The following is a 20,323-nucleotide window of genomic DNA, read 5'->3' as shown; positions in this document are numbered from 1 at the left end:
AATTATTGTTCCGGGTTTCTCATGCGTCAGCTTAACCGACTCAACCAGTATCACCGTTTGTGGCAGCCTTCCGCTGGCGCGACACAACACGTCACCATCAGCGAACTGGCTACCCGCTGTTTCTGTAGTGAAAGACATGTTAGAACGCTGCTGCGTCAGGCTCATGAGGCGGGATGGCTTACCTGGCGTGCACAGTCTGGTCGCGGAAAGCGCGGTGAACTGACGTTCCATGTCACCCCTGAGTCACTGCGCAATGCGATGATGGAAGAGGCTCTGAAGCATGGGCAGCAGCACAATGCGCTTGAGCTGGCCCAGCTTGCACCACAAGAGTTACGTTCATTGCTGCATCCGTTCTTAGGCGGGCAATGGCAAAACGATACGCCGACGCTGCGCATTCCCTATTACCGCTCACTGGATCCCCTTCATCCGGGTTTTTTACCCGGCCGGGCAGAACAGCACCTGGCAGGGCAGGTTTTTTCCGGGTTAACACGCTTTCACGGCGACAGCAGTGAACCAACTGGCGATCTTGCCCATCACTGGGAGGTGTCAGAGGACGGTTTGCGCTGGCATTTTTATATTCGCTCCACGCTACACTGGCATAACGGTGATAAGGTCGAAACCGTGCAACTGCAGCAAAGCCTGATGGCGCTGCTCGCATTGCCTGCCTTGCGTAAGCTATTCCAGAGTGTCTTATGTATTGAAGTCACCCATCCCCAGTGCCTGACCTTTATCTTGCATCAACCGGATTTCTGGCTGGCGCATCGGCTGGCAACCTACTGTAGCCGGCTTGCGCATCCTGACCAGCCGATGGCGGGCTGCGGCCCCTTCAGACTCAGCGTGTACGCCCCCGATCTGGTGCGTCTGGAAAGCCACGAACAGTACCATCTCAGCCATCCATTGCTTAAAGCTATCGAATACTGGATAACACCGTCGCTGTTTGACTATGGGTTAGGTACCAGCTGTCGCCATCCGGTGCAAATCGCCATTGGCGAGCCGGATGAACTGGAGCGCCTGCGCCTGGTCACTAACAGCACCAGCCTGGGTTTTTGTTATCTCACCCTGAAGCAAAGCCCGCGCCTGAGTGAAATGCAGGCGCGACGGCTCATCAATATCATCCATCTCTCAACGCTTCTGCATACGCTTCCACTGGATGAAGGGCTGATTACCCCGACAGAGGAGTTACTTCCCGGCTGGGCGATCCCGCAGTGGCCTGATTTAACGAATGTCCCTCTGCCGGAAAAATTAACACTGGCTTACCATTTGCCCGTCGAGTTACATACGATGGCAAGCCAACTAAAACTGTATCTTGCGCAACAGGGTTGTGAGCTTACGATTATCTTTTACGATGCGAAAACCTGGGACGGATGTCAGAATCTTGCCGATGCTGACATCATGATGGGGGACAGACTGATTGGCGAAGCGCCAGAATATACGCTTGAACAATGGCTGCGCTGTGACGTCTTATGGCCACACCTGCTGAACGCGCCGCAATTTGCCCATCTGCAGGCCACTCTGGACGCCGTTCAAACCCAGACCGACGAACAGGCCAGACATGCCGGGCTCAAAGCTATTTTCTCTCAGCTCATGGAAAAAGCTGTACTAACGCCACTGTTCAACTATCAATACCAGATCAGCGCCCCGCCAGGGGTCAACGGAATTCGGCTTAACACTCGTGGCTGGTTTGATTTTACCGAAGCCTGGCTGCCCGCCCCCAAATCGTGAAGAAGCTGGTCGCCGTCGTGGTCAGACGGTAACATAACGTTTTATCGTAACTATCGAGATGATTTATGAAACGTGCCGTCGTCGTGTTCAGCGGAGGACAAGATTCCACTACCTGCCTGGTTCAGGCCCTTCATCAGTATGATGAAGTTCACTGTGTCACTTTCGATTATGGTCAACGCCATCGCGCTGAAATCGACGTTGCGCGTGAACTTGCTCTGAAACTGGGCGCACGCGCGCACAAGGTGCTGGACGTTACGCTGTTAAATGAACTGGCCGTCAGTAGCCTCACCCGCGACAGTATTCCTGTACCTGACTATGTACCTGACGCCAGCGGTATCCCCAATACCTTTGTTCCTGGACGTAATATTCTCTTCCTGACCCTGACGGCGATTTATGCTTACCAGGTGCAAGCCGAAGCGGTGATCACCGGCGTGTGCGAAACCGACTTCTCTGGCTACCCGGACTGCCGCGACGAATTCGTGAAGGCACTAAACCACGCGGTCAATCTTGGGATGGCAAAAGAGACGCGCTTTGAAACACCACTGATGTGGCTGGATAAAGCAGAGACCTGGGCGCTGGCAGACTACTGGGGCAAACTGGACCTGGTTCGCAGTGAAACCCTCACCTGCTATAACGGTATCAAAGGTAACGGTTGTGGTCAGTGCGCTGCCTGCAACCTGCGCGCTAACGGGCTTAATCACTATCTGGCCGATAAAGCCGGCGTAATGGCCGCGATGCAGAAAAAAACCGGACTGAAATAAAGTTACTTCACCGTGCTGTCGAACAGTTTCACGCCAGCAGCACGCGTGATTTTCATTAACGTTGTCAGCGTAGGGTTACCGTTGTCTGATAACGTTCGGTATAGCTGTTGGCGGGACAGACCCGCTTTAGCAGAGATGAGGCCAATACCGCCGCGGGATTCGATAACACGTCTTAACGCAATTAAATATGCAGGTATCCCCTTGTCTTCATAGATTTCTTCCAGAGCGACCTGAAGATAAAGCTGTGCGTAAGATGGATTTTCGCGAAGCATTTTAACGACCGCTTCATCGTGACTGACGGAACTAGAAAATTTTCGTTCGCTTCTGCTCATCCGGTTTATCCTTTTGATGATCTTTCCAGTAGCCTATTGCCTGTTTAACATCAGCTTGTTGACTCTTTTTGTCACCGCCAATCAGTAACAATAAGATCTCCCGATGTTCTACTGCAAAATAAACTCGATAACCGGGACCACAATCTATTTTCATTTCCCAGACGCCATCTCTGAGGTATCGGTAATTACCGAAATTCCCTTTTTCCGCCCGGTCTATACGTAAAAGGATCCGAAACACTAACTCCGGATCCTTTCGCTTCATCTTCGCCACCCACTCCTCAAACGGCACTTTTCCGTCTCGGGTCTGGTAACGCTCCACAACGTAGTCCCTGTCCATGATTCTATCCCTGAAAAAACCATTTGTCTTTTATAAAAGACAAAAATTTTACACAATCATCTGCTCCAGCTTTTCACGCAACTCTCCTTCCAGCGGTAGCGCTTTCTGGGTTTTAAGATCAATACAGACAAAGGTAATGAGAGCATCAGCCACCACCTGTCCCTCGGGATCCAGCGTCACCACCTGACTTAACACGCCACTCTTCCCGTTTAGCTGCTGTACCTGGCTGGTGACAGTCAGCACATCCCCCAGTACGGCAGGGCGACGGTAGTTAATATTAATATTGACGACCACGAACGCGATGTTGTGCGCAGTCAGCCATTGAAAACTTTCGCTGTTTTCCAGACCGTCCCAGCGAGCCTCCTCAAGAAACTCAAGATAGCGGGCGTTATTGACATGCTGGTATATATCAAGATGGAAACCGCGAACTTTGATTTTTGTCTGCATAGCGCAATAGCCTTTAGTGTTGTTATAGGATTAGAGGTCACAACTGGTATGACCTCATTATCCTGGCAAATTTTTGCCGCAGTGCAAGAAATTGCTTGTTTACAACGTCAGGTGTGAGAGATTGCGCTCAACCAGTGAGCTACCCATCCCAGGGACTTGCTTCAGGTCGTCGATCGTTTTAAAGGGGCCATATTCTTCGCGGTAGCTGACGATGGCCTGCGCCTTTTTCAGCCCAACCCCATTCATCACACGAGCGATATCCTCTGCTGATGCCGAATTGATGCTGACTCGCGAGCCATCATTGTCAGTCGCTTTGTTACTCTCTGTTGTTTTGGCGGGAGCATTCGTTTGTGCTGGTGTCTCTGCCTGGCTTTGTACGCCCTGTGCTTTTGCAGCCAGCGCGCCAGCGCTCATCCCGGTGGTGGCAATAATCAGTGTAATGAGCAGTACTTTAATTCCACATTTCATGCTGTTATCTCCTTGTTTGTTGACAGCCACGCCACGATAGCCGCCCAGGAAAACAGGTACAAACGACAGATAACAGAAATGGAAAAGGCCGCGAAAGCGGCCTTTAGTTTTTGCAGAGCGTTACGAAAATCTGCGAGCAGATACGTAATTATTGCTGCTGAGTCATCACATCGCCCAGCTTAATCTTGGCTTCTTTACGCAGGTTGCTCATCATCGCCTCGAAAGCAATCTGGGCGTTGTTCTGGGTAATCCCCTGAACCATCGCTTTCTTCTGCGCTTCTGGCATCGTGCCAGCTTTCACTTCATCCAGCGCCAGCAGAACCACATTACCCTGCATATCCGTTGTGGTACCAAAGCTCGGCTTGTCTTTTGCTGGCAGAGTTAAACCAAACGCAGCCTGACTGATTGGGTCCTGGCCGGTACGGCTCAGCGTTTTCGCCTCACCGAAGCTCAGGCCAGCGGCTTTCAGCGCGTCCTGTTTACCCGCTTTCAGATCAACCAGAAACTTCTCAGCATCCAGTTTTGCCTGCTGTTCCGCTTTGTTGTGCTTAACCTGGGCGACAACCTGATCCTTCACTTCCGCCAGCGGTTTAATCGCTTCTGGTTTGTGCTCGCTGACACGCAGAACGAATGCACGATCGCCGTCGACGGTAATGATGTCAGAGTTACTGCCAGGAGTGCCATTTTCGCCCACCAGACCACCGTTGAAGATGGCATCAGAAACCGGTTTGAAATTCAGCTCTTCCGGCAGGTTGTCACGACCAAACCAGCCCGTCTCAACCACTTTCACGCCAGCCGCCTGCTCTGCACCTGCCAGAGACTCGTTGTCATTGCTGGCTGCATCGCTCACTTTCTGCTGCAGCGCGTAGTAGGCATCCAGCGCTTTCTCTTGCTTCACTTTCGCCGCGATATCATCACGAACCTCAGCCAGTGGCTTGGTTTTCGCAGGGATAATATCGTCCAGACGCGCGACCAGGAAACCAACGGAAGACTTGATTACGCCAGAGAGCTGGCCTTTGTCTTTAAGACCGGCATTTTTCAACTCATCAGGGGTCGTTGCATCTTCCAGCCAGCCCATATCACCGCCGTTTTTCGCGGAGATAATATCGGTGGATTTCGCTTTCGCGAGGGTGGCGAAATCAGCACCTTTGTTCAGTTCGTCCAGAACTGCCTTAGCATCTGCTTCAGTTTTGGTCTGGATCACGCTGTAGCGGTTACGCTGCGGCTGAGTGAACTGATCCTGATGTTGATCGTAGTAAGACTGGATTTCCGTATCAGACGCAGTTTCCTGCAACGCTGCGGCATCCAGCTTGATGTAGCTCACACGGAACTGCTCCGGAGAAACAAATGTATTCTTATTCTGCTCGTAGTAAGCATTAATGTCAGCATCGCTCACCTGCTGTTTCGCCGCCAGAGCATTCACATCAATGGTCGCTTCACGAACAACGCGCTGCTGCGACACTAATGCTGCCAGTTCATCCGTTTCACCTTTGAGCATGAAATCGGTGCCCACAACGGCATTGATGAGCTGCTGGGTGGTCAGTTGATTACGCAGAGCCTGAGCGTATTGATCGGCAGTCATGCCCATCTGATTAACGATGCTGTTGTAACGTGCGTTGTCGAATTTGCCGTTAGACTGGAAGGCTTGCGTGGAGAAGATGGCTTTTTTCACCTGCTCATCACTGATACCCAGACCCAGTTTTTTGGCATACTGATCCAGCAGCGCTTCGTCGATAAGACGGTTCAGTGTCTGTTGGCGCAGGGTTTTCATATACCCTTCGTTCGCCGCCAGTTCAGAGAATTGGTCGCCCAGCTGTTGCTGCATACGGTTACGTTCACCGGCAAAAGCATTCTCGAACTGACCACGGCTGATTTCCTGGCCATTCACTTTTGCGGCATAGTTTGCGCCACCGCCAATAAGGTAACTGCTCACGCCGGTCAATATGAACGACACGATAATGATACCGAAAATAATCTTGAGCACGAGACTGTTAGCAGCCGTGCGTAAGCTGTCCATCATGGTGTAACAACACTCCGCTGTAGGTGACTGGTTACCTGACGCTGACGGAAAATCCTGCCCGTCGCGCGTAAGGTCGTATTGTGACAAGAAAACGGGGCGATTGTCAGCCCACAACTCGCATAAACTCGCACAAATCAGGTCTGGACAAACAAAAAAGGCACATCAAATGATGCGCCCTTGTACTATTCAGCTTCCCTGAATCGGGAAAGCAATCAGTTTACTGCGTCTTTCAGCGCTTTACCTGCACGGAAACCCGGCACTTTAGCAGCAGCAATGGTGATCTCTTTACCGGTCTGAGGGTTGCGGCCAGTACGGGCAGCACGCTCTTTAACAGCAAAAGTACCGAAGCCTACCAGTGCAACGTCGTCCCCAGCCTGCAGAGATTCAGTAACAGAAGCAATTAATGCATCTAACGCACGTCCAGCTGCAGCCTTAGAAATATCAGCACCAGCAGCAATTTTGTCAATCAGTTGAGATTTATTCACTGTTCTCTTCCTCTCTTTATAATTTATATCGCGCCTGAGTCCTTCACAACGCGACCGCGCAGCAGTTATATCAGGCCTGCCATGACCTTACAACACCCGTTGTTGATGGCTGGCCCAATCAGCAATCTAAATTAGCTATACAAAAAAAGGCTGGCAAGTGCGAAATGACTTACCAGCCTTGTTTTTATTGACGCTCTTTGCGCGAGGTCACTATTTTGCGGTTACAACCTGCATTCCGGAGGGTTCATTCTGCAGTGCGAGACTAAGAACTTCCTCAATGCGTTTAACCGGATGGATCTGCAGATCAGCAATTACGTTGTCCGGAATATCTTCCAGATCGCGTTTATTCTCGTAAGGAATCAATACCGTTTTGATCCCACCACGATGTGCAGCCAGCAGTTTTTCTTTTAATCCACCGATTGGCAGTACCTGACCACGCAGGGTGATTTCACCGGTCATCGCCACATCGGCACGCACCGGGTTACCTGTCAGACAGGAGACCAGGGCGGTACACATGGCAATACCTGCGCTTGGGCCATCTTTCGGCGTCGCGCCTTCAGGAACGTGCACGTGGATGTCGCGTTTTTCGTAGAAATCCGGGTTGATACCCAGCTTCTCCGCGCGCGCACGTACCACAGTCAATGCAGCCTGAATGGATTCCTGCATCACTTCACCCAGAGAGCCGGTGTAGGTCAGCTTACCTTTACCCGGTACACAGGCGGTTTCGATGGTCAGCAGATCGCCACCCACTTCCGTCCATGCCAGACCCGTTACCTGACCCACGCGGTTTTCGTTGTCAGCGCGACCATAGTCGAAACGCTGAACGCCGAGATAGGCATGCAGATTGTCGCCGTTAATCACAATGTGTTTCAGGCTCTTATCCAGCAGCAGCTGTTTCACCGCCTTACGGCACAGTTTAGAGATTTCACGCTCAAGGCTACGCACGCCCGCTTCACGGGTGTAGTAACGGATGATGCCAATAATCGCGCTGTCCTCTACGGTCAGCTCGTTGGCTTTCAGCGCGTTACGCTCAATCTGTTTCGGCAGCAGGTGCTGTTTAGCGATGTTCAGCTTCTCATCTTCGGTGTAGCCGGAGAGACGGATCACTTCCATACGGTCCAGCAACGGGGCCGGAATGTTCATGGAGTTCGACGTTGCAACAAACATCACGTCACTCAGGTCGTAATCCACTTCCAGGTAGTGATCGCTGAATGCCACGTTCTGTTCCGGATCAAGCACTTCCAGCAGCGCGGACGCAGGATCACCACGCATGTCCGATGACATTTTGTCGATCTCATCAAGCAGGAACAGCGGGTTTTTAACGCCCACTTTCGCCATCTTCTGGATCAGTTTACCCGGCATAGAACCGATGTAGGTACGACGGTGACCGCGGATTTCCGCTTCATCGCGTACACCACCCAGCGCCATGCGGATGTACTTACGCCCGGTCGCCTTGGCGATGGACTGACCCAAAGAGGTTTTACCCACACCAGGAGGTCCTACCAGGCACAGAATTGGGCCTTTGATTTTGTTTACACGGCTTTGTACCGCGAGGTACTCAAGAATACGGTCTTTCACGCGTTCCAGGCCGTAGTGGTCAGTATCGAGGATTTCCTGGGCCTGACGCAGATCTTTTTTGACCTTGCTGCGGGCGTTCCACGGAACTTGCACCATCCACTCAATGTAGCCACGTACGACGGTCGCTTCAGCTGACATCGGAGACATCATTTTCAGCTTCTGCAGTTCCGCTTCCGCTTTCTCTTTTGCCTCTTTTGGCATCTTCGCCGCGTCGATCTTGCGCTTCAACGCTTCGTTTTCGTCCGGCGCGTCGTCCATCTCACCCAGTTCTTTCTGAATGGCTTTCATTTGCTCATTCAGATAGTACTCACGCTGAGATTTCTCCATCTGCTTTTTCACGCGGTTGCGAATACGCTTCTCAACCTGCAGCAGATCGATTTCTGACTCCATCATCGCCATCAGATATTCCAGACGCTCATTAACGTCGGACATTTCCAGCACGGACTGTTTGTCAGCCAGTTTCAGCGGCATATGTGCAGCGATGGTGTCCGCCAGACGAGCAGGATCGTCGATGCTGTTCAGCGACGTCAGCACTTCTGGTGGGATTTTCTTGTTCAGCTTGATATAGCCTTCAAACTGGCTAATCGCGGTGCGTACGAGCACTTCCTGCTCGCGTTCATCAAGCTGAGGCGAATCAAGGTACTCTGCCTTCGCAGAGAAATGTTCGCCATTGTCAGACAGAGTGGTGATACGCGCACGCTGCAGGCCTTCTACCAGCACCTTCACGGTGCCGTCAGGCAGCTTCAGCATCTGCAAAATAGAGGCCACGGTCCCGACGGTGAAAAGATCGTTTACACCCGGCTCATCCGTTGATGCTTCCTTCTGCGCCACCAGCATGATTTTTTTATCATGATCCATGGCGGCTTCAAGGCAACGGATAGATTTTTCCCGCCCTACAAATAAGGGTATGACCATGTGCGGATAAACCACCACATCGCGCAACGGCAATACGGGGATTTCAATGCGTTCAGAACGCTCAGGATTCATAGAGCTCTCTCTTAGTTTAGTGTCCGCCAGGTAAGCTGGTCATGTAACAGTACTTCACACAACCATTAACATGTATCCAGTATATGGGGATGTTTCCCACACATTCAACGCCATGATTACGGAAAAAGTAAAGGGGAGATAAAATCCCCCCTTTTTGATTAACTGCTTGTATGATTTGGTGAATTATTCGCCAGACGCCTGCTGCGCTTCCGGTTTGCCGTAAATCAGCAACGGCTTGGTTTGACCGCTAATGACAGACTCGTCGATAACCACTTTTTCGACATCTTCCATCGACGGTAGATCGTACATGGTATCCAGCAGCGCTGCTTCTACGATAGAACGCAGACCACGCGCACCGGTTTTACGAATCATCGCTTTTTTAGCAATCGCATCCAGCGCTTCGTCACGGAACTCCAGATCAACGCCTTCCAGATTGAACAGCGCCTGATACTGTTTAGTCAGCGCATTTTTCGGCTCTTTCAGGATCTGGATCAGCGCCTCTTCGCTCAGCTCATTGAGTGTGGCCACAACCGGCAGACGACCAATGAATTCAGGAATCAGACCGAATTTAATCAGATCTTCTGGTTCAACCTGCGACAGCAGTTCACCTTCGTTGGCTTTCTCTGACTTCGCCTTCACCGTCGCGCCAAAACCAATGCCGGAGCCGGTTTCAACACGGTGAGAAATGACTTTATCCAGACCGGCAAACGCACCACCACAGATGAACAGGATCTTAGACGTATCAACCTGCAGGAACTCCTGCTGCGGATGTTTACGACCTCCCTGTGGCGGAACGGCGGCAACAGTCCCTTCGATCAGCTTCAGCAGTGCCTGCTGTACGCCTTCACCCGACACATCACGGGTAATCGACGGGTTGTCAGATTTACGAGAAATCTTGTCGATCTCATCGATGTAAACAATCCCGCGCTGGGCTTTCTGTACGTCGTAATCGCACTTCTGCAGCAGTTTCTGGATGATGTTTTCTACATCCTCACCCACATAACCCGCTTCGGTCAGGGTGGTGGCATCCGCCATAGTGAACGGAACATCCAGCAGACGCGCCAGGGTTTCAGCCAGCAGTGTTTTACCGGAACCGGTTGGGCCGATCAGCAAAATGTTACTTTTACCCAGTTCTACGCCATTGCTGGTATCACCGTTACGCAGACGTTTGTAGTGGTTATATACCGCTACCGCCAGCACTTTCTTGGCCTGCTCCTGACCGATGACATAGTCGTCAAGGTGATGACGAATTTCATGCGGTGTTGGCAGCGCACTACGTTCACGGTGTGGCGCAACTTCTTTAATCTCTTCGCGAATGATGTCGTTACATAAATCGACACATTCGTCGCAGATATACACGGACGGCCCGGCAATCAGTTTACGCACTTCATGCTGGCTTTTGCCGCAAAAAGAGCAGTACAGCAGTTTGCCCGAACCATCTTTGCGTTTATCTGTCATGAGTCCAAACCTCTTTTTAAGTTCTTTGTGCCGCACATGACGACGCAAATGCCATTCTAAGACGCAAGCTGCTCTCAGGCAAAGTGCCGCCTTACTTTAGTATAGCGGCACACTCGCGTCGCGGGCATCAATTACGATGGGTCAATACGGAGTCGACTAAGCCGTACTCAACTGCCTCTGAAGCAGAGAGGAAGCGATCGCGCTCGGTATCGCGCTCGATCTGCTCAAGCGATTGACCTGTATGCTGCGCCATGAGTTCATTCATGCGCGCTTTTACTTTCAGAATTTCACGGGCGTGGATTTCAATATCCGTCGCCTGCCCCTGGTAACCACCCAGCGGCTGGTGAATCATCACGCGGGAATTAGGTAAGCAGAAACGCTTACCTTTAGCCCCTGCAGTTAACAGGAACGCGCCCATAGATGCAGCCTGACCCATACAGATAGTGCTTACATCAGGCTTGATGAATTGCATGGTGTCATAAATGGACATACCTGCCGTAATCACGCCACCCGGGGAGTTAATGTACAGGTAAATGTCTTTTTCCGGGTTTTCCGCTTCCAGAAACAGCATCTGCGCCACGATCAGGTTAGCCATGTGGTCTTCCACCTGACCGGTCAGAAAGATAACGCGTTCCTTGAGCAGACGGGAATAGATATCAAAAGAACGCTCACCACGTGAGGTCTGTTCAATAACCATTGGCACCAGCGCCATATGGGGTGCAAAGTTATCTCGTTCGCCACTGTATGACATTTCCGTCTCCTGGATCAAAATTGAAAACACCTGCTGTACTGATTGTAACCTTACGGACGGATTATCAGCCAGTCTCATTCATCGTGATTACACACTTATGGGGTTCACTGTGCCCTATTTCAAGCATAACAACCTTTTGTTGTTACGCTAACACTGAAAGGGCGTTTTAGCACTCTTCCTGGGCTATTGGTGTGATAAAAAAAACCCGCTGCCACAAGGCAACGGGTTTTTTGTTCAAACTTTAAACCTTTGGGGCTAAATTACGCCTGCTGGTTCATCAGTTCGTTGAAAGAGGTCGCTTTTTCGGACACTTTAGCTTTCGCCAGTACCGCTTCAACAGCCTGCTCTTCCAGTGCGACATTGCGCATGTTGTCCATCAGTTCTTTGTTTTTACCGTAGAACTCGATAACTTCTGATGGATCTTCGTATGCAGACGCCATCTCTTCGATCAGGCCTTTCACACGCTCTTCGTCAGCTTTCAGCTCGTGGGTACGAATTACTTCGCCCAGCAGCAGGCCAACAACAACGCGGCGTTTCGCTTGCTCTTCGAACAGCTCGCGTGGCAGTTCCATCGCTTGCTGCTGGTTGCCACCGAAACGCTGTGCAGCCTGACGGCGCAGTACGTCGATTTCGCTGTCGATCAGGGCAGCTGGAACGTCGATGTCGTTCGCTTTCACCAGACCTTCGATCGCCTGAGATTTCACACGGTTACGCACAGCGCCGTTCAGCTCGCGTTCCATGTTTTTACGCACTTCAGTACGCAGACCCGCTACAGAACCATCTTCAACGCCGAAACGTTTGATGAATTCTTCAGTCAGTTCTGGCAGTTCGCGCTCTTCGACTTTCTTCAGATTGATAACGAACTTGGCCGCTTTACCTTTCAGGTTTTCAGCGTGGTACTCTTCAGGGAAGGTCACATCAATAGTGAACTCTTCGCCAGCCTTGTGGCCTTTGATACCGTCTTCGAAGCCTGGGATCATACGACCCTGGCCCATTGCCAGTACGAAGTCAGACGCTTTACCGCCTTCGAACTCTTCGCCGTCTACAGAACCGGTGAAGTCGATGGTCACACGGTCTTCCGCGTCAACAGCACCTTCTTTCTCTTTCCAGTTCGCCTGCTGCTTACGCAGGGTGTCCAGCATGCCGTCAACATCTTCGTCAGTCACGGACACAATCGGTTTTTCAACTTCGATTGATTCCAGACCTTTAAGCTCAACTTCTGGATATACTTCGAACTCTACGGAGTAGGTGAAGTCTTCGCCCAGTTTGTATTCGCCTGGAACGTAGTTCGGCGCGCCGGCCGGATTGATTTTTTCTTTGATGATCGCATCAATAAAGTTACGGCTCATCAGTTCACCCAGCACATCCTGACGCACGGAAGCGCCATAACGCTGAGCAACAACATTCATTGGTACTTTGCCCTTACGGAAGCCGTCAATACGTACTTTTTTTGCTACGTTGACCAGCTCGCTTTTCACAGCAGTTTCGATGCTGTCAGCAGCGATAGTAATCGTTACACGGCGGCCAAGGCCTTGAGTGGTTTCAACTGAAACTTGCATCTTGTTACCTCAAAAAAATCACAGTGCTCGGTCAACTCTGAATCTGTCTGTTATACCGGGATGCTCTCTTAGTGCAGATTCACATTCCCTGTCGCCAGAATCATCCCGAAGACATTCAATAAGACGCGGCATTATAGCGGCATCACTTAGGTGAGTCGAGAACGGTTGGGGCATGTTGCTGCGGCTTTTTTCACACTTTAAGGCTATTTTTAGCCTTAAAATCGCTCCATCCGCTCAAAACTCAGACAAAACAAAACGGCCCGGAGGCCGTTTTGAGGAAATCTTTAAGCAACATACTGGAAAAGCTCCAGCCGTTGCAAATCCGATTTATCAGGCGATGGTGCCAGCACCGCGGCACGGCGGCGATGCGAAAACCGTATCCTGCAAGCCTTCCCATTCCTTAATGGTGTAGGTATGCAATGCCAGCGCATGTACGGTTGTGGAGAGTTCTTCCGTCAAGGTGCTGTAGATCAAGCGGTGTCGGTTCAGGAAACGTTCTCCCGTGAAGCGATCGCTAACCAGAACCACTTTAAAGTGGCTTTCAGAACCTGCCGGCACGTTATGACGATAGCTTTCGTCGACGACTTCGAGGAACACAGGGTTGAACGCTGCCCTTAATTTATCTTCTATCTGCTCACGTATCATCATGAAATTACTCCTCCGACAACGCCAGGATGTCACCCATCCCTTTAAATATTAGCCGCTTTTACCGTTTCCATTACACCTTGACAACAAATATTTAGCTTTCGTCTGATTTTCTCATTCAAACGAATGAAGTTTACTGTGAGGCTCATACGTTTTGTCATTCAAAGGTTGAGAAAAAGAGTAAGCTGGTCAGTTTTCAGACAAGGCGATGAATTTACATGCGTTGACCACTTCCCCTGGCCGTTAGCGATGTTATGATGGCGGCAATTTTTCTCTCTATATGCTTACGATTCGTTGAGAACCCGAAAATGTTAAAAAAACTCTTCTTTCCGTTGGTAGCCCTTTTTATGCTGGCAGGCTGCGCTACCCCGCCAACCACCATTGATGTCTCACCAAAAATTACGCTGCCTCAGCAGGATCCAAGTCTGATGGGCGTTACCGTGAGCATCAACGGTGCTGATCAGCGTCAGGATCAGGCCCTGGCGAAAGTGACCCGCGACAATCAACTGGTGACGTTGACCGCTTCCCGTGACCTGCGCTTCCTGCTGCAGGAAGTGCTGGAGAAACAGATGACTTCCCGTGGCTACATGATTGGCCCAAGCGGTGCAGTTGATCTGCAGATCATCGTCAACAACCTGTACGCTGATGTTTCCCAGGGTAACGTTCGCTACAACATCGCCACCAAAGCTGATATCGCCATCATCGCCACCGCGAAGAACGGCAACAAGATGACCAAAAACTATCGCGCCAGCTACTCCGTAGAAGGTGCGTTCCAGGCCTCTAATCAGAACATTGCTAACGCGGTGAACAGCGTGCTGACCGATACCATCTCCGATATGGCGCAGGACACCAGCATTCACGACTTCATCAAGCAGAACGCGCGTTAATCCTGCTGACTGACCCGGTATTTCGCCGGGTCAGTTTTTAAGAACATGTCCAGTCATTACTTACGCATTTTCCAGCAACCCAAATCAGCCATTCTGCTGATCCTTGGATTTGCCTCCGGTTTACCGCTCGCGCTCACCTCCGGCACGCTTCAGGCGTGGATGACGGTCGAGAATATCGATCTCAAAACTATTGGCTTCTTCTCACTCGTCGGCCAGGCGTATGTCTTTAAGTTCCTGTGGTCGCCGGTGATGGATCGCTACACCCCACCGTTCCTCGGCCGCCGTCGCGGCTGGCTGGTTATGACGCAGGTGCTGCTGCTGCTGGCCATTGCCGCCATGGGCTTCCTGGAACCGTCAACACAACTTCGCTGGATGGCCGCCCTTGCGGTGGTAATCGCCTTCTGTTCCGCCTCCCAGGATATTGTGTTTGATGCCTGGAAGACGGACGTGTTGCCTGCGGAAGAACGCGGAGCCGGTGCGGCCATCAGCGTGCTGGGCTATCGCCTCGGGATGCTGGTTTCTGGTGGCCTGGCATTGTGGCTGGCCGACCGCTACCTCGGCTGGCAGGGTATGTACTGGCTGATGGCTGCCCTGCTGATCCCCTGCATTATTGCAACACTGTTCGCCCCCGAACCCAGCGATGTGATCCCGGTACCACGATCGCTGGAACAGGCCGTCGCCGAACCGCTACGTGATTTCTTTGGCCGTAACAATGCCTGGCTGATCCTGCTGCTTATCGTCCTTTATAAGCTGGGCGATGCCTTTGCGATGAGCCTGACCACCACCTTCCTCATTCGTGGTGTGGGTTTTGATGCGGGGGAAGTGGGCGTGGTGAACAAAACGCTCGGGTTGTTTGCAACCATTGTCGGCGCACTTTACGGCGGCGTATTAATGCAGCGTCTGACGTTGTTCCGTGCGCTGCTGATCTTCGGCATTCTTCAGGGGGCCTCCAACGCAGGCTACTGGCTGCTGTCGATTACCGATAAACATATGATCAGCATGGCCGCAGCGGTGTTCTTTGAAAATCTCTGTGGCGGTATGGGTACAGCAGCATTTGTCGCGCTGCTGATGACCCTGTGCAACAAATCCTTTTCCGCAACGCAATTCGCTCTGCTCTCGGCGCTCTCTGCTGTTGGCCGCGTGTATGTTGGGCCGATTGCAGGCTGGTTTGTAGAAGCCCACGGCTGGCCGACGTTTTATCTCTTCTCCGTGGTGGCTGCCGTGCCGGGTATTTTATTGTTACTGGTCTGTCGCCAGACGCTGGAATACACCCAACGGACAGAACACTTTATGCCGCGCACTGAATATCACCGGGCTTACCGTTTCGCGTTACGTCTGTTAATGGCGGGTTGCTTCGCGTTGGTGCTCTGGCTTGTGGTGCTCATTATTAATGCCAGTACCTCTCTGGCACTTCCCCTTGATACCCTTCTGCTGGATGCCGGAGCCCTGCTGGCTGTCGCCGGGATCCTGATCGGGGGTCTACTCGATTTCATGGCTCTGCGTAAAACGCAGATGACCTGAAGAGAAATGCGAAAGGTTATTTCCCGTTGTAATCACTAAACGAAATTATAACGGTGAAATAGCCGCCAACCGCTGAAAAAAATAATTGTTGTTTTGTGCGGGATAAAATTTGGAAATTATTGGAGCCTGTTCCAAAACGCTATTTTTCATTAACCGATTCAGCATAAGAGAGTTTGATTTTTCGTTTTTTATATGTCTCTTTATTGATAATTAATTGTTAATTTTTTGTTTATTTTTAACAATGGTTATACCAATTGCCCCTTTTAGGGTATGCTTGGGGGTCCTTTCGTTATAAAGCCCTTGCCATGCGGCTTCGGTCATAAAAACCGACATAATTTGCAACACTTGTGACACGTGCGGCAGAACCCGGTAACACCTTCCTGACACAGCCCTAATGATGTTTACAGTAATGTAACCTTCCCGTAAAATGCCCGCACACTTTAAACGCCACCAGACTCCGTGGAATTGAGGTCGTTAAATGAGACTCGGGAAATACAATAAAAGTTTGGGATGGTTGTCATTATTCGCGGGCACTGTATTACTCAGTGGCTGCGATTCTGCACTACTAGACCCCAAAGGGCAGATTGGACTGGAACAACGTTCACTGATATTGACGGCTTTTGGCCTGATGTTGATTGTGGTTATTCCTGCCGTTTTGATGGCTGTTGGTTTCGCCTGGAAGTATCGTGCGAGCAATAAAGATGCGAAGTATAGCCCTAACTGGTCACACTCCAATAAAGTGGAAGCTGTGGTCTGGACAGTGCCTATTCTGATCATCCTGTTCCTTGCCGTACTGACCTGGAAAACCACTCACTCCCTCGAACCAAGCAAACCGCTGGTTCATGATGAAAAACCGATTACCATCGAAGTGGTCTCCATGGACTGGAAATGGTTCTTCATCTATCCGGAACAGGGCATTGCTACCGTGAATGAAATCGCCTTCCCGGCGAACACTCCGGTTCAGTTCAAAGTGACCTCCAACTCCGTAATGAACTCCTTCTTCATCCCGCGTCTGGGTAGCCAGATTTACGCGATGGCCGGTATGCAGACTAACCTGCACCTGATTGCCAATGAAGCAGGCACCTATGATGGTATCTCCGCCAGCTATAGCGGTCCGGGCTTCTCAGGTATGAAGTTCAAAGCTATTGCGACGCCAGACCGTGCCGCTTTCGACCAGTGGGTTGAAAAAGCGAAACAGTCTCAAAACACCATGTCTGACATGGCGGCGTTCGATAAAGTGGCTGCACCTAGCGAATACAACAAGGTGGAGTACTTCTCTAACGTGAAACCAGATTTGTTCAAAGACGTTATTGGCAAATTTATGGATCACGGTAAGAGCATGAACATGTCCCAGCCAGAAGGCGAGCACAGCGCGCACGAAGGTATGGAAGGCATGGACATGAGCCACGCGGAAACCGCTCACTAAGGGGCCGAGGAAGAAAATGTTCGGAAAATTGACACTGGATGCAGTGCCATACCATGAACCCATTATCGTGGTTACGGTGGCTGCAATTATCATTGGTGGTGCGGCTTTACTGGCCTTAATTACTTACTTCGGTAAGTGGAGCTACCTGTGGAATGAGTGGCTGACTTCGGTTGACCACAAAAAACTCGGTATCATGTACTGCATCGTCGGTATCGTCATGTTAATTCGTGGCTTTGCGGATGCGATCATGATGCGTAGCCAGCAGGTGCTTGCCTCTGCGGGTGAAGCGGGCTTCCTGCCGCCTCACCACTACGATCAGATCTTTACCGCCCACGGCGTTATCATGATCTTCTTCGTGGCGATGCCGCTGGTTATCGGTCTGATGAACGTTGTCGTTCCGCTGCAAATCGGTGCGCGCGACGTTGCATTCCCGTTCCTGAACAATCTGAGCTTCTGGTTCACGGTTGTCGGTGTAATCCTGGTTAACCTGTCACTGGGTGTGGGCGAATTTGCTCAGACCGGCTGGCTGGCTTATCCACCTCTTTCGGGAATTGAATACAGTCCTGGCGTAGGTGTCGACTACTGGATTTGGGCGATTCAGCTCTCCGGTATCGGTACAACCCTGACCGGTATTAACTTCTTCGTGACCATTATCAAGATGCGTGCCCCTGGCATGACGATGTTCAAGATGCCAGTATTTACCTGGGCATCTCTGTGCGCCAACATCCTGATTATTGCCTCCTTCCCAATTCTGACTGTCACCGTCGCGCTGCTGACCCTGGACCGCTACCTGGGCACCCATTTCTTTACCAACGATATGGGTGGCAACATGATGATGTACATCAACCTGATTTGGGCCTGGGGTCACCCGGAAGTGTACATTCTGGTTCTGCCTGTCTTCGGTGTGTTCTCCGAAATCGCAGCGACCTTCTCACGTAAGCGCCTGTTTGGTTACACCTCTCTGGTGTGGGCAACCGTGTGTATTACCGTGCTGTCGTTCATCGTTTGGCTGCACCACTTCTTCACCATGGGTGCCGGCGCGAACGTAAACGCCTTCTTCGGTATCACCACCATGATTATCGCCATCCCTACCGGGGTGAAGATCTTCAACTGGCTGTTCACCATGTACCAGGGCCGCATCGTGTTCCACTCAGCAATGCTGTGGACCATCGGCTTCATCGTGACCTTCTCCGTCGGTGGGATGACCGGCGTACTGCTGGCGGTACCGGGTGCTGACTTCGTACTGCACAACAGCCTGTTCCTGATTGCACACTTCCATAACGTTATCATCGGTGGTGTGGTCTTCGGTTGCTTCGCTGGCGTCACTTACTGGTGGCCAAAAGCGTTCGGCTTCACGCTAAACGAGACCTGGGGCAAACGTGCGTTCTGGCTGTGGATCATCGGCTTCTTCGTGGCGTTCATGCCGCTGTATGTGCTGGGCTTCATGGGTATGACCCGTCGCCTGAGCCAGCAGATTGACCCTCAGTTCCACCCAATGCTGGTTGTTGCAGCCTGTGGTGCGGTGCTGATTGCACTGGGTATCGCATGCCAGCTGATTCAGTTCTACGTTTCTATTCGCGACCGCGATCAGAACCGTGACCTGACCGGTGACCCATGGGGTGGCCGTACGCTGGAGTGGGCGACCTCTTCTCCACCTCCGTTCTATAACTTTGCCATCGTGCCACACGTTCATGAGCGTGACGCATTCTGGGAAATGAAAGAAAAAGGTGAAGCGTACAAGCAACCTGCTCATTACGAAGAGATCCATATGCCGAAAAACAGCGGTGCGGGCATTGTGATTGCCGCTTTCGCAACGGTGTTTGGTTTCGCAATGATCTGGCACATCTGGTGGTTGGCGATTGCGAGCTTCGCTGGCGTCATCATTAGCTGGATTGTGAAGAGCTTTGACGAGGACGTGGACTACTACGTACCAGTCCGTGAAGTCGAAAAACTGGAAAACCAGCATTTCGACGAGATTTCTAAAGCGGGGCTGAAAAATGGCAACTGATACTCTGGCGCACTCAACTGCCCACGCGCATGGCCATGCGCACCACGATACAGGACCGACCAAAGTCTTCGGTTTCTGGATCTACCTGATGAGCGACTGCATTCTGTTCTGCTGTCTGTTCGCGACCTATGCCGTTCTGGTGAACGGCACAGCGGGCGGCCCGGCTGGCAAGGACATCTTTGAACTGCCGTTCGTTCTGGTTGAAACCGCACTGCTGTTATTCAGCTCTATCACCTACGGCATGGCGGCTATCGCCATGTACAAAAACAACAAGAGCCAGGTTGTCTCCTGGCTGGCGTTGACCTGGTTGTTTGGTGCTGGATTTATCGGGATGGAAATCTATGAATTCCATCACCTGATTATGGAAGGCTTCGGGCCTGATCGTAGTGGCTTCCTGTCCGCGTTCTTCGCGCTGGTCGGTACTCACGGTCTGCACGTAACCTCAGGTCTGATCTGGATGGCGGTACTGATGTTCCAGGTATCCCGTCGCGGCCTGACCAGCACTAACCGTACCCGTATTATGTGCCTGAGCCTGTTCTGGCACTTCCTGGACGTGGTATGGATCTGTGTGTTCTCTGTTGTCTATCTGATGGGGGCGATGTAATGAGTCATTCAACCGATCATGGCGCTTCCCACGGTAGCGTAAAAACCTACATGACAGGTTTTATCCTGTCGATCATCCTGACGGTGATCCCGTTCTGGATGGTGATGAGCGGTTCTGCTTCTCACGCGGCGATTCTGGGCACTGTCCTGGTCACCGCTGTGGTTCAGATTCTGGTGCATCTGGTTTGCTTCCTGCACATGAACACCAAGTCCGATGAAGGCTGGAACATGACGGCCTTCGTCTTTACCGTGATTATCATCGCTATCCTGGTAGTCGGTTCCATCTGGATTATGTGGAACCTCAACTACAACATGATGGTTCACTAAG

At 51.4% G+C, this 20,323-nt stretch carries 19 protein-coding genes; 8 read left to right on the top strand and 11 right to left on the bottom strand.

From position 1 onward, the window contains the following. Positions 1 to 21 precede the first annotated feature (21 nt). Positions 22 to 1,722 (top strand): SgrR family transcriptional regulator, encoded by a 1,701-nt coding sequence (locus HED65_RS06695; RefSeq protein WP_114977940.1) that lies wholly within the window; start codon positions 22 to 24, stop codon positions 1,720 to 1,722. A gap of 65 nt (positions 1,723 to 1,787) precedes the next feature. Beyond that, a complete protein-coding gene (queC, locus tag HED65_RS06690) occupies positions 1,788 to 2,483 on the top strand; it encodes a 7-cyano-7-deazaguanine synthase QueC (RefSeq protein ID WP_114977939.1) in 696 nt (231 codons plus the stop codon). 2 nt (positions 2,484 to 2,485) lie between these two features. On the opposite strand, the gene HED65_RS06685 is transcribed toward queC, so the two are convergent. The 11 genes from HED65_RS06685 to bolA form a co-directional block, all read right to left on the bottom strand. Next, the gene (locus HED65_RS06685; RefSeq protein WP_114977938.1) at positions 2,486 to 2,815 is read right to left on the bottom strand and encodes a helix-turn-helix domain-containing transcriptional regulator; all 330 of its coding nucleotides are present in this window, start codon (positions 2,813 to 2,815) and stop codon (positions 2,486 to 2,488) included. Then, positions 2,787 to 3,152 carry a type II toxin-antitoxin system RelE/ParE family toxin gene (locus HED65_RS06680; protein WP_114977937.1) on the bottom strand — a complete coding sequence of 122 codons (366 nt, stop codon included), beginning with the start codon at positions 3,150 to 3,152 and terminating at the stop codon, positions 2,787 to 2,789. Before HED65_RS06680 ends, HED65_RS06685 begins: the two co-directional genes overlap by 29 nt. Positions 3,153 to 3,200: 48 nt before the next feature. Then, positions 3,201 to 3,599, bottom strand: a complete 399-nt coding sequence (locus HED65_RS06675; RefSeq protein WP_114977936.1) for a YbgC/FadM family acyl-CoA thioesterase — start codon at positions 3,597 to 3,599, stop codon at positions 3,201 to 3,203. Positions 3,600 to 3,698: 99 nt separating this feature from the next. Then, entirely contained in the window at positions 3,699 to 4,067 is a 369-nt protein-coding gene (locus tag HED65_RS06670) for a helix-hairpin-helix domain-containing protein (protein WP_114977935.1), read from the bottom strand. Between the two features lie 148 nt (positions 4,068 to 4,215). Beyond that, positions 4,216 to 6,087: a peptidylprolyl isomerase gene (gene ppiD / locus HED65_RS06665; RefSeq protein ID WP_114977934.1), complete on the bottom strand. Its 1,872-nt coding sequence runs from the start codon at positions 6,085 to 6,087 to the stop codon at positions 4,216 to 4,218. A gap of 212 nt (positions 6,088 to 6,299) precedes the next feature. Next, the gene (gene hupB / locus HED65_RS06660) at positions 6,300 to 6,572 is read right to left on the bottom strand and encodes a nucleoid-associated protein HU-beta (protein WP_002444653.1); all 273 of its coding nucleotides are present in this window, start codon (positions 6,570 to 6,572) and stop codon (positions 6,300 to 6,302) included. Positions 6,573 to 6,782: 210 nt separating this feature from the next. Continuing rightward, positions 6,783 to 9,137, bottom strand: a complete 2,355-nt coding sequence (gene lon / locus HED65_RS06655) for an endopeptidase La (RefSeq protein ID WP_114977933.1) — start codon at positions 9,135 to 9,137, stop codon at positions 6,783 to 6,785. Positions 9,138 to 9,320: 183 nt separating this feature from the next. After that, positions 9,321 to 10,595 carry an ATP-dependent protease ATP-binding subunit ClpX gene (gene clpX / locus HED65_RS06650; RefSeq protein ID WP_080328063.1) on the bottom strand — a complete coding sequence of 425 codons (1,275 nt, stop codon included), beginning with the start codon at positions 10,593 to 10,595 and terminating at the stop codon, positions 9,321 to 9,323. Positions 10,596 to 10,722: 127 nt separating this feature from the next. Next, the gene (gene clpP, locus HED65_RS06645; RefSeq protein ID WP_020885210.1) at positions 10,723 to 11,346 is read right to left on the bottom strand and encodes an ATP-dependent Clp endopeptidase proteolytic subunit ClpP; all 624 of its coding nucleotides are present in this window, start codon (positions 11,344 to 11,346) and stop codon (positions 10,723 to 10,725) included. Between the two features lie 260 nt (positions 11,347 to 11,606). Next, the gene (tig, locus tag HED65_RS06640; RefSeq protein WP_028017642.1) at positions 11,607 to 12,905 is read right to left on the bottom strand and encodes a trigger factor; all 1,299 of its coding nucleotides are present in this window, start codon (positions 12,903 to 12,905) and stop codon (positions 11,607 to 11,609) included. 330 nt (positions 12,906 to 13,235) lie between these two features. Beyond that, complete coding sequence (gene bolA, locus HED65_RS06635) at positions 13,236 to 13,553, bottom strand: transcriptional regulator BolA (protein WP_013095855.1); 318 nt, start codon at positions 13,551 to 13,553, stop codon at positions 13,236 to 13,238. A 305-nt stretch (positions 13,554 to 13,858) separates the two neighbouring features. On the opposite strand from bolA, the gene HED65_RS06630 reads away from it, so the two are divergent. The 6 genes from HED65_RS06630 (at position 13,859) to HED65_RS06605 (ending at position 20,322) form a co-directional block, all read left to right on the top strand. Continuing rightward, positions 13,859 to 14,437: a lipoprotein gene (locus HED65_RS06630; protein WP_114977931.1), complete on the top strand. Its 579-nt coding sequence runs from the start codon at positions 13,859 to 13,861 to the stop codon at positions 14,435 to 14,437. A 45-nt stretch (positions 14,438 to 14,482) separates the two neighbouring features. Then, on the top strand, positions 14,483 to 15,958 hold the full coding sequence (gene ampG, locus HED65_RS06625) for a muropeptide MFS transporter AmpG (protein WP_114977930.1): 1,476 nt from the start codon (positions 14,483 to 14,485) through the stop codon (positions 15,956 to 15,958). A 478-nt stretch (positions 15,959 to 16,436) separates the two neighbouring features. Further along, on the top strand, positions 16,437 to 17,384 hold the full coding sequence (gene cyoA, locus HED65_RS06620; RefSeq protein ID WP_049007496.1) for a cytochrome o ubiquinol oxidase subunit II: 948 nt from the start codon (positions 16,437 to 16,439) through the stop codon (positions 17,382 to 17,384). Between the two features lie 16 nt (positions 17,385 to 17,400). Next, positions 17,401 to 19,392, top strand: a complete 1,992-nt coding sequence (cyoB, locus tag HED65_RS06615; protein ID WP_114977929.1) for a cytochrome o ubiquinol oxidase subunit I — start codon at positions 17,401 to 17,403, stop codon at positions 19,390 to 19,392. Next, positions 19,382 to 19,996 (top strand): cytochrome o ubiquinol oxidase subunit III, encoded by a 615-nt coding sequence (locus HED65_RS06610; protein WP_114977928.1) that lies wholly within the window; start codon positions 19,382 to 19,384, stop codon positions 19,994 to 19,996. Before cyoB ends, HED65_RS06610 begins: the two co-directional genes overlap by 11 nt. Beyond that, positions 19,996 to 20,322, top strand: coding sequence for a cytochrome o ubiquinol oxidase subunit IV (locus HED65_RS06605; protein ID WP_028017648.1), 327 nt, complete (start codon positions 19,996 to 19,998; stop codon positions 20,320 to 20,322). The genes HED65_RS06610 and HED65_RS06605 overlap by 1 nt, the downstream gene beginning before the upstream one ends. The last annotated feature ends 1 nt before the right edge of the window (position 20,323 follow it).

The sequence above is a fragment of the Pantoea sp. LS15 genome (genome assembly GCF_012241585.1).
In the GTDB taxonomy this organism is placed as follows: Bacteria; Pseudomonadota; Gammaproteobacteria; order Enterobacterales; family Enterobacteriaceae; genus Enterobacter.
This window is presented reverse-complemented; position numbering and strand designations above follow the sequence as displayed.